Source organism: Mesorhizobium sp. WSM4841 (genome assembly GCF_055811515.1).
Map to the genome: position 1 here is coordinate 42,142 of NZ_JBVVQC010000018.1, position 9,569 is coordinate 51,710.

Below are 9,569 nucleotides of genomic sequence, written 5' to 3' on the forward strand. Positions count from 1 at the left end.
GCCAGCATCAAAATTCGATCGCAGCGGCGCTCCGATGTCACGGCATGGATCCCAGGGTCTCCGCGACGTCGCTTCGCTCCTGCTCCGCCCTGGGATGACGAAGGGATGGATGTCACGGGCTCAATCGTCGGTGGCCGGCGTCAGTTCGAGCTCGGCCGGCGACAGCCCCTGCTGGAGCTGGCTCAGCCGGAATTCGTCGACCCAGTAGGCCTCGCCGTCGACGAGGACACGGGCTTTGTAGGCGCCGGCGGAAAAGCTCTGTGCGGTGATATAGACCTTGTGGCGGTCGAGCGCCTTGCGCACCGCGGCGCGCTTGGAATTCTGGCTGGTGACGGAACTGGCCATGGACTCGCTCATACACACGCCGCCGCAGGAAAAGGCGGCTGGCATAAGGATGGCCGAGACCGGGTGTTCTGTCAATTTCCGGGCAGTGGGCAACACCGGGCAAGGCGCTTAGCGGAAAGCTCACATGATCGTGCGATCAGCCTCGACCGAGCGACTGTGGAAACCGAGCGAGCGCTCTATATCGTCCTGACGCAATAGTCCTGACGCACACGAACCCTGACATTGTCCGGAGATCTCATCCATGACCTTGAGCACACGCAAGCTGGGCAGCCAAGGGCTGCAGGTATCGGTGATCGGCCTCGGCTGCATGGGCATGAGCCAGTCCTACGGCCCGGCCGACGAGGCGGAATCGATCGCCACACTGCACCGCGCCATCGAGCTCGGCTGCACCTTCCTCGATACGGCGGAAGTCTATGGCCCGCACACCAATGAGGCACTGCTCGGCCGCGCGCTGAAAGGCCGGCGCGACGAGGTGACGATCGCCACCAAATTCGGCTTCCGTATCGAAAACGGCAAGCAGATCGGCACCGACCGCAACAGCCGGCCCGAGCATATCCGCGAGGCGGTGGACGGTTCGCTCATCCGGCTCGCCACCGATCACATCGACCTGCTCTACCAGCACCGCGTCGACCCGGCGGTGCCGATCGAGGAGGTGGCGGGTGCTGTCAGCAAACTAATCACTGAAGGCAAGGTGCGCTTCTTCGGCTTGTCGGAGGCCGGCGCCGCCAACATACGCCGGGCGCACGCCGTGCAACCGGTGTCGGCGGTGCAGAGCGAATATTCGCTGTGGGAACGCAATCTGGAACCGGAGATCATCCCGTTGCTCAGCGAACTCGGCATTGGCCTGGTGCCGTTCGCGCCGCTTGGCCGCGGCTTCCTCACCGGCGACGTCAAGCGCGCCGAAGACTATCCGGAAGGCGACTTCCGCCGCGGCGACCCGCGCTACCAGGGCGCCAACTACGACGCCAATGTGCAGGCCGCCGGTATTGTCCGCGACATCGCGGCGGCCAAGGGCGTCAAGCCCGGCCAGATCGCGCTGGCCTGGCTGCTGCACAAGGGCAGCGATTTCGGGCTCGACATCGTGCCGATCCCCGGCACCAAGCGCAGAAAATACCTCGAGGAGAATGTCGCTGCCGCGGCGATCGAGCTCGACGCCGCCGCAATGCAGGCGCTCAACGACGCGCTGGCACCGGGCAAGGTCGCGGGTGAGCGCTACAACGAACGCGTCATGGTGACGATCGACCGGTAGGTGGCATCTACGGCAGCTTGGCCAGTTCGGCAGCGTGGCGGATGGCAAGCAACGCGTCCCGGTTGGTCACCGGATAGCCTGCGATGAAGCGTTCGACCGAAAAGCCTGGAAATTCGGCTCTCAAGCGGGCCGCGGCGCGCGCCGCCCCGCCGGTCTCGCCCATGGCCGCATACGAAAGCGCCAGGAACATCAGCACGTCCGGCGATTCCGGCGAACTCCTGCGGAGCGCCGCGACAGCTTCCTGATGCCTGCCGGCGGCAAACAGGATGCGGCCTTGCATGCCGAAATACCAGGGCGGGGCCAATGGATTGAGGCGCATGGCACGCTCGATGAGCGGGATCGCCTCGGCCGGATCGCCGACAACAAGCGCCTTGCTGCCGGCCAGCAGCGCCAGTATGCCGGCGTGGTTGCAGCCGTATTCGAGAGCGCGCCGGTGCGCGCGCTCCGCTCCTTCGAGATCGCCAAGGCATGCCCTGACATTGCCAAGGCATGCGTGAGCGCAGCTGTCCGTCGGGTCGAGGCGCAGGGCGTTTTCGGCCGTGATCCGCCAGTTCTCGATCGACGCCAGCAGGTCGTCACCAAAGCCGTTGCAGGCCTCGACCGAATAGGCATAGGCGAGCTCGGCCCAGCAGTTGGCGAAAGCAGGGTCAAGCTCCAGCGCGCGTGAAAACAAGCGGATCGCCTCGACATTGCCGGCGCGGCTGAACGTAGTGTGCTGTTCGAGGGCAAGTAGATAAAAATCATAGGCCCGCAAGCTGGCCGGCGGCTTGCGGCGAACCGCATTGCGGCCGACCGTGGCCAGCGTTCCGTAGCTGCCGGCGAACACATTGATGATGCTTTCGGTCAGGCTGTCCTGCAGCTCGAAAATGTCCTCGACCGGGCGGTCGTAGCGCTCCCTCCACAGGCTGACGCCGCTACGGGCATCGGCAAGCTCTATCGTCAAGCGAATCCTCTGGTCGTCCGCGCGCAACTGGCCCGACACAATATAGGTAGCGCCAAGCGCCTTGCCGTCCGCCTCGAAGTCGGCCGGCTTGCTGCCCAGCGATTTCATCGTGTGGAAGGCGATGACAGGCAAGCCCGCGTATCGTGCCAGGTCGATGGTGATGTCCGACGACAGGCCGTCGGCAAAGCGGCGCCAGCGCTCTTCGGAATTCAGGCATTCGATCGGAAATATGGCGAGCACCGGCGGAGCGTCCGACGGGGGTGACAGCCCGTCCGGCCGAGCGCCGGAAGCGCCGGCAAAATACGCCGCGAGCCCGATCTTGGTGCGCACGCCAAGTTTTTCGTAGATGGCCGCAAGGTGGGTGCGAACAGTGGTTGGGGCAATGAAAAGTGCATTGCCGATTTCGCGATAGGTCATGCCGGTTGCGAATTTTTCCGCGACCGCGCGCTCGCGACCCGACAAGGCATCGAGCGCCTGCGCTTTCGAAGCGTCGTTGAACGTCATGGTGGGACCCGTCCCCAGCGGAAGAATACCACAAATGCAGGAGGCCGAATACTGCATCTGCCCGATCCCGCCGCAGGCGCACAAATTGCAAGCTCGCTTGCGGCAACAAGCTGCTATCAGGGGAGGTTTCCATGCGTCCTGTTTCGATAATGCTGGCATGCACGATCTTGAGTCTTTCCGCCGTCCACTCGCCGTTGTTCGCAAGAGGATGCAGGCAGGTGCTGGAATCGGATGTGAAAATCACGAGCATGCGCGTCTATGCCGACGTTCTGGCCAACGCCGCCCGCAACGGCTGGGACTACACGCCTGAATCGATCGTCAGCGGCTCAAAGCGGCATTTCGAGGAGATGAAGCTCCAGTTGAACGACGCCGGCTATGAGATCGTGCCCGTCGGCGTCCGCCCTTATTGCAAACGGTGGGACAAGCTCGCCGCCCGCTAGCAACCAGCGATCCGCCCTTTGCGGCGCAAGCTTTGTCGAGACATCGATATGTCGAAGGTGCAGGCCAACTGTCTGCTTCTGCTTGCTGCTGCCTTTTGGGGCTTCGGTAATGTTGCGCAGAAGACTGTGCTGGATCATCTCGATCCGCTCAGCGCCGTGGGCATGCGCTGCCTGATCGCGGGGCTCATGGTCGCGCCGCTGACGATGCTCGAATGGGGAAGGAAATCCGGGCCCGGCTACTGGATGAGCCTCGCCAAAGTCAGCGTTCTGTTTTCAATTTCGATCATCATCCAGCAGGTCTCCTATCTCGACACCTCGGTTACCAATGCGAGCTTCCTGGTGAGCACCGCAACGGTGATGACACCGCTCGCCGCCTGGTTGCTGATTGGCGAGCGCCCGACTGCTGTTGGCGGGCTTGCGGCTGCCATGACAGTGGTCGGTGTCCTGCTGCTGTCCGGAGGCTTGACCACCAGCTTCAGCCAGGGCGATCTCGCTGCGATACTTTCGGCCGCGTGCTACGCGCTTTGGATGGTGGAGCTTGGTCGCCACATGCAGACCCACGGCGCGCCGGTCGCGGCGGCTGCCGCGCAATTTCTCGGCGCCGCCGTGCTCACCCTGCCGCTCGGCGCCCTCCAGGGTAATCTGTCGCTGGCCGCCATCAGCGATGCAGGCCCGGAACTCGCCGTGCTCGGCATCTTCTCGACCGGGGCCGCCTTCGGCATCCAGACGGTCGCTCAACGCTTCACATCCGCCAGCCATGCCGCGGTGATCGTCAGCGCGGAGAGCGTGTTCGGAGCGATTGGTGCTGCCATATTTCTAGGCGAGCGGCTGTCGCCGACCGCAGCAGTCGGTGCTGCGGTCGTATTTGGATCAATCACCTTGCTGTCGCTGACAACCGACAAAATCAGCAAGCCGGCGGTGGCAGACTGAGAGATTATCGGGGCGCAATCTCTGCGCAATGCGCGTCAGCGTGATCAACCGCGCGCTGGCGACATGAAGCGCGCGGCGGCGGCGTTGGGCGTTCTTGCGCAAACCTCCGGCCTTGGCTAGCATCCGCGCGCCGGCGCCGAGCGGAGGAGAACGTCGCGGTGGACCGGCTGGAGCGCCGTTGCGTCCCGTTGGGCGCTCAAAGGACACTCCATTTCTAAATCGACGCGTCAGGCCTGCCGGAGACCCATTCCGGTTTTCGGGGTCGTGCGTTCATATGGAGGAGACCAAATTGATGAATAGACGTGAATTCCTGCTGTCGTCCGTTGCCATCGGCACATTGGCTCTGGCCGCTCCGCAGCTGGCGGTCGCCCAGGACAAGCTGACCATACTGGGTTCGGTGCCGAGCCTCGGCTTTCCGTTCTTCGTTCACATGCTGAACCAGATCAAGGCGGAGGCGCAGGCGCAAGGCGTCAACCTGACCGAGAGCGACGGCCAGAATTCGGCGCCAAAGCAGACCGCCGATATCGAGGCGGCGCTTGTGCAGAAGGTCGACGCCATCGTCATCTCGCCGCTCGACGTCAACGCGCTGGCGCCGGCCATCGAGCAGGCGGTCCAGGCTGGCATCCCCGTAGTCACCATCGACCGCCGCGTCGACGGCGTCGAAGGCATTCTCGCCCATGTCGGCGCCGACAATGTCAAAGGCGGCGAGGCCGAGGCGCAGGCCATGGTGGCGGCGTTCCCGAACGGTGCCAAGATCTTCCATTTGCAGGGCCAGCCCGGCGCCGGCCCGGCGATCGACCGCAACAAGGGCGTGCACAACGTGCTCGATCCGCTGAAGGACAAATACCAGATCGTCTTCGAGCAGACCGCCAACTTCGCCCGCGCCGAGGCGCTGTCCGTCACCGAGGCCGGCCTTGCCGCCAACGGCAAGCCCGACGCGATCATCTGCGCCAATGACGACATGGCGCTTGGCGCGGTAGAAGCCTGCGCGGCGCGCAACTTCACCGACGTCAAGATCTACGGCTTCGATGCGCTTCCCGAAGCGCTGGTCGCCGTGCGCGACGGCAAGCTGGCCGGCACCGTCGAACAGTTCCCCGGCGAGCAGTCGCGCACCGCGGTGCAGATCGCGGTCGCCTATGCCAAGGACAAGACCGAGCCGAAGGAAAAGCTCGTGCTGTTGACGCCGATCGTCATCGGCAAGGACAATCTCGACAAGGCTGAAAGGCTTGGCGAGACGAAGTAGGCGACGCCGAGGGCGCACAGCGGCAAAAGTAGCGTTCTGCCGCGCCCCCCTCTGCCCTGCCGGGCATCTCCCCCACTTGGGGGGAGATTGGCAGCTTCGACGCAGGCTCTCCTCTGCAACGTTGGTGATTGGCGAAACCAGTGATGAAGGCGCAATCTCCCCCCTTGTGGGGGAGATGTCCGGCAGGACAGAGGGGGGCGCTGTCCCGCCAACCTTGTGTAACAATCGGAACGATCGATCTCATCTTTCAGGAGGATTTTTTGTCTCCAGCAGAAGCGGCAACGACGTCGCCATCGCCCGCCCTCCTCGTCGTAGAAGGCGTGACCAAGCGCTTTGCCGGCGTGACCGCGCTCAGCGATGTCTCGCTCGAGGTTCGGCCCGGCGAAATCCTCGGCCTGCTCGGCGAGAACGGCGCCGGCAAGTCGACTCTGCTCAAGATCCTTTCCGGCGTGATGCCGCCCTCCAGCGGCCGCATCGTCTTCGACGGCGTCGAATTCAATCCCCACAACCCGCAGGACGCCAAGCGCCTCCGCATCGTCACCATCTACCAGGAACTGAGCCTGATCCCGACGCTCACCGTGGCGGAGAATATTTTTATCGGCCGCGCGCCGCTCGGGCCGCTCGGCCTGGTCAGCTGGCGGAAGATGGAGGAAGACTCGCGCGCGATCATCGCCCGCGTTGGTCTGGACCTCGACCCGACTACGCCGGTGTCGGCACTGTCTGTCGCCGAACAGCAGCTGGTCGAGATCGCCCGCGCGCTGTCGCTGAAGAGCCGCCTCATCATCATGGACGAGCCGACCTCGGCGCTGACCGAAACCGAAGTGCAGAAGCTGATGTCGATTATGGGCCGGCTGCGCAAGGATGGCGTCGCCATCATGTTCGTCACCCACAGGCTGGAAGAGGCCTCTGCCATCTGTGACCGCATGACGGTGCTGCGCGACGGCAGGCTGGCCGGCCATCTCGACCGCGACGGCGGGCCGATCAAGCTGCCGAAAATCATCGAGAAGATGGTCGGCCGCGCCGCGTCCGAGCTTTATGCCAGGCCGACGCTGCGCGACGTCGCCGGCGACGTCAGGCTCTCCGTGCGCGGCCTGCGCACGGTGCGCGATCCGCAAGCGCCGCACGCCATCGTGCTCGAAGGCGTCGATCTCGACCTCAAGGCGGGCGAGATCCTCGGCGTCGCCGGCCTCGTCGGCTCCGGCCGCACCGAGTTGGCCCGCGCCATCTTCGGAGCCGACCGCATTGCCGCCGGCACCATCGCGCTCGACGGCAAGCCGATCGCGCCTGAAACACCCGCCGACGCCATCGCGCTCGGCATCGGCCTGGTGCCGGAAGACCGCAAGCACCAGGCGATCTTCGCCGCGCTCGGCATCCTCACCAATTTTTCCATCGCCGCCCTCGGCCGCTACTCCAACGCCGCCGGCTTCATGGCCGAGCGCCGCGAGCGCGAAGCGCTGGCAAGCTACAGGAAGACGCTGTCTATCCGCATGGCCTCGCCCGAGCAGCCCATAGAGGGGCTGTCCGGCGGCAACCAGCAGAAGGTCATCCTTGCCCGCTGGCTGGCGCGCGACCCCAAGGTGCTGATTGTCGATGAACCGACACGCGGCGTCGATGTCGGCGCCAAGGCCGAGGTGCACCAGATCCTGGTGCAGCTCGCAACGCGCGGCATCGCCATCATGATGATCTCGTCCGAACTGCCGGAGGTGCTTGCGGTGTCGGACAGGATCGTCACCATGCGGCGCGGACGCATCACCGGCGAGATGCCCGGCATCGAGGCGACCGAGGAAAAACTGATGGAACTGATGGCGCTCGATCAAACGCAGGAAGCGACGCAATGACCAGCACGACCGAACAGACCCAGCGCGGCGGCATCAATGTCGCGCGCCTGCTGATGAGCTTCGGCCCGCTGATGTTCCTGGCGCTGCTGATCGTTGTTTTCACCGTCCTGAAGCCGAGCTTCATCGACCCCATCAACATCTTCAACATCATGCGGCAGATCTCGATCACCGGGCTGATCGCGCTCGGCATGACCTTCGTCATCCTCACTGCCGGCATCGACCTGTCGGTCGGTTCGCTGCTGGCTTTCTGCGGCATGGTCGCGGCGGTGGTGGCCAAGGGCGGCACCGCCAACACGCTGTCGCTGTCGACGTCCGGCACGCAAGGCTTTGGCTGGTTCGCAGCCCTATTGGCTGCCGTCGTCATCGGCGCCCTGGCCGGCGGCGTCCAGGGCTTTGCCATCACCAGGCTGAAGGTGCCGCCCTTCGTCGTCACGCTTGGCGGCCTCACCGTCTTTCGCGGCCTGACGCTGACGATCTCCAACGGCGGCCCGATCTCCGGCTTCGACGCCTCGATGCGCTGGTTCGGCACCGGGCTGATCGGCCCGGTCCCGGTGCCGGCGATCATTTTCGCGGCGGCGGCAATCCTCTGCCACATCGTGCTGCGCTACACGCGCTACGGCCGCGCCGTCTACGCCGTCGGCGGCAATGCCGAGGCGGCGCGGCTGTCGGGCCTGCGCGTCGACCGTATCCTGATCTCGGTCTATGTCATCGTCGGCTTCTTCGCCGGCCTCGCCGCCTTCGTATTGTCGGCCAGGCTCAATTCCTCGGAAGCCGTCGCCGGCATCGGCTACGAACTGACGGTGATCTCGGCGGTCGTCATCGGTGGCACCTCGCTGTTCGGCGGCATTGGCTCGGTCGGCGGCACGGTGGTGGGTGCGGCACTGATCGGCGTGCTGCAGAATGGGCTGCAGTTCAACAACGTCTCGTCCTACACCCAGAGCATCGTCATCGGCCTGATCCTCATCCTCGCCGTGGCCTTCGACCGCTGGCTGAAATCGCGGGTGAGACGATGATCCGAGGCGCGAAGGATGCGATGCAATAAACTGCCGGGGAGGTAGTAGCGATGACTCAAATCAGGGCCATGACCGAACGGGACGTGCCGTCGGTGTCGCGGCTCCTTGGAGAGTCCTGGCGCCGGACCTACTCGCCAATCATCGGTGCCGAGACCACGGCACGCATCTCGGACGACTACCACGCGCCGCAGAAGATCGCGGCGGAACTGGCAGACGACAACAAGATGTCTTTCGTTGCGGAACGGCCGGACGGCTCTATCGCCGGCTACGCGATGGCCGAGATGGATGAAACCGGCAACGTCATGCTCGACCGGCTCCACATCGACAACAGCGAGTTCGGCACAGGGCTGGCCGCCGATATGCTGCACGCCGTCCTTGCCGCTCATTCGGGAATTCCCAGCATCGCGCTTGAAGTGATCGAGGGGAACGACCGGGCGCTGGCCTTTTATCGCAAGCACGGGTTCGAAGTGGTCGAGCGCAGGCCTTCGTCCCACGGCGCGGAAGGCCATGCGTCGTTTATCATGCGCAGGCCCTTGCCACGAGCTTAGGCGCGCGTGTTCCTGCGCTCGGCGCGCTTCGTCTTCCACTCAGGCCGGAGCATTAGTCGGCTGCGAACGCACCGCTCGCGACCGTCCCATTCGTCTGCGGTGCAAGAAGATCGTTGCGGCGGGCGAACGCCATGAAGGTCGCGCGCCGTCTACTCCTTGCCGGCTCCCAATCGCTGAGCCGACAGGAACATCAACGTATAGGCCGCCTTGCGACGGTCCCAGCCGGCCGACTCGACCGCGTCCAGCAATCCGTCGACAAGCGGCGCCAGCGCCGTCTTGCACTCCGTTTCATAGTTGAAATCGGTCTTGGAAAGGGTCGGCGCCGTGATCTTTCCAAAACTGTTCATCATGTCCATGGCAACACCTGTATATGATCCGCCAAGGCCGTGGGCCCCCGGGGGGGGGGGGGGCCGCGGGGGGGGGGGGGGGGCGGCGGGGGGGGGGGGGCGGGCCCCCCCCCCCCCCCCCCGCCGCGGGGGGGCCGCGGGTTGTGGGGGGGGGGGCGCCCCCCGCCGC

General features: G+C 64.9%; 10 protein-coding genes. 7 read left to right on the plus strand and 3 right to left on the minus strand.

Features of this window, described 5'->3' with window-relative positions:
• Positions 1-120: 120 nt before the first annotated feature.
• Complete coding sequence (locus tag AC0L14_RS20885) at positions 121-345, minus strand: hypothetical protein (RefSeq protein ID WP_029351283.1); 225 nt, start codon at positions 343-345, stop codon at positions 121-123.
• 241 nt (positions 346-586) lie between these two features.
• Between AC0L14_RS20885 and AC0L14_RS20890 the strand changes: the two genes are divergently transcribed.
• Complete coding sequence (locus tag AC0L14_RS20890; RefSeq protein ID WP_473750595.1) at positions 587-1,594, plus strand: aldo/keto reductase; 1,008 nt, start codon at positions 587-589, stop codon at positions 1,592-1,594.
• A gap of 7 nt (positions 1,595-1,601) precedes the next feature.
• Here the strand turns inward: AC0L14_RS20890 and AC0L14_RS20895 are convergent, their stop codons facing one another.
• Positions 1,602-3,041: a LuxR C-terminal-related transcriptional regulator gene (locus AC0L14_RS20895; protein ID WP_473750596.1), complete on the minus strand. Its 1,440-nt coding sequence runs from the start codon at positions 3,039-3,041 to the stop codon at positions 1,602-1,604.
• Positions 3,042-3,274: 233 nt separating this feature from the next.
• Here AC0L14_RS20895 and AC0L14_RS20900 point away from each other — a divergent pair, with 233 nt between their 5' ends.
• The 6 genes from AC0L14_RS20900 to AC0L14_RS20925 all read left to right on the plus strand — a co-directional run bounded on the left by AC0L14_RS20900 (position 3,275) and on the right by AC0L14_RS20925 (position 9,053).
• A complete protein-coding gene (locus AC0L14_RS20900; protein ID WP_473488916.1) occupies positions 3,275-3,481 on the plus strand; it encodes a hypothetical protein in 207 nt (68 codons plus the stop codon).
• A 48-nt stretch (positions 3,482-3,529) separates the two neighbouring features.
• A complete protein-coding gene (locus tag AC0L14_RS20905) occupies positions 3,530-4,411 on the plus strand; it encodes a DMT family transporter (RefSeq protein ID WP_473750597.1) in 882 nt (293 codons plus the stop codon).
• A gap of 292 nt (positions 4,412-4,703) precedes the next feature.
• On the plus strand, positions 4,704-5,654 hold the full coding sequence (locus AC0L14_RS20910; RefSeq protein WP_126043165.1) for a substrate-binding domain-containing protein: 951 nt from the start codon (positions 4,704-4,706) through the stop codon (positions 5,652-5,654).
• A gap of 260 nt (positions 5,655-5,914) precedes the next feature.
• Complete coding sequence (locus AC0L14_RS20915; RefSeq protein WP_473750598.1) at positions 5,915-7,492, plus strand: sugar ABC transporter ATP-binding protein; 1,578 nt, start codon at positions 5,915-5,917, stop codon at positions 7,490-7,492.
• A complete protein-coding gene (locus AC0L14_RS20920) occupies positions 7,489-8,505 on the plus strand; it encodes an ABC transporter permease (protein ID WP_473488919.1) in 1,017 nt (338 codons plus the stop codon). Before AC0L14_RS20915 ends, AC0L14_RS20920 begins: the two co-directional genes overlap by 4 nt.
• A gap of 50 nt (positions 8,506-8,555) precedes the next feature.
• Positions 8,556-9,053 carry a GNAT family N-acetyltransferase gene (locus AC0L14_RS20925; protein ID WP_123147849.1) on the plus strand — a complete coding sequence of 166 codons (498 nt, stop codon included), beginning with the start codon at positions 8,556-8,558 and terminating at the stop codon, positions 9,051-9,053.
• Positions 9,054-9,202: 149 nt separating this feature from the next.
• Here AC0L14_RS20925 and AC0L14_RS20930 read toward each other — a convergent pair whose 3' ends face one another.
• Positions 9,203-9,409 (minus strand): hypothetical protein, encoded by a 207-nt coding sequence (locus AC0L14_RS20930; RefSeq protein ID WP_473488920.1) that lies wholly within the window; start codon positions 9,407-9,409, stop codon positions 9,203-9,205.
• Positions 9,410-9,569: the final 160 nt, after the last annotated feature.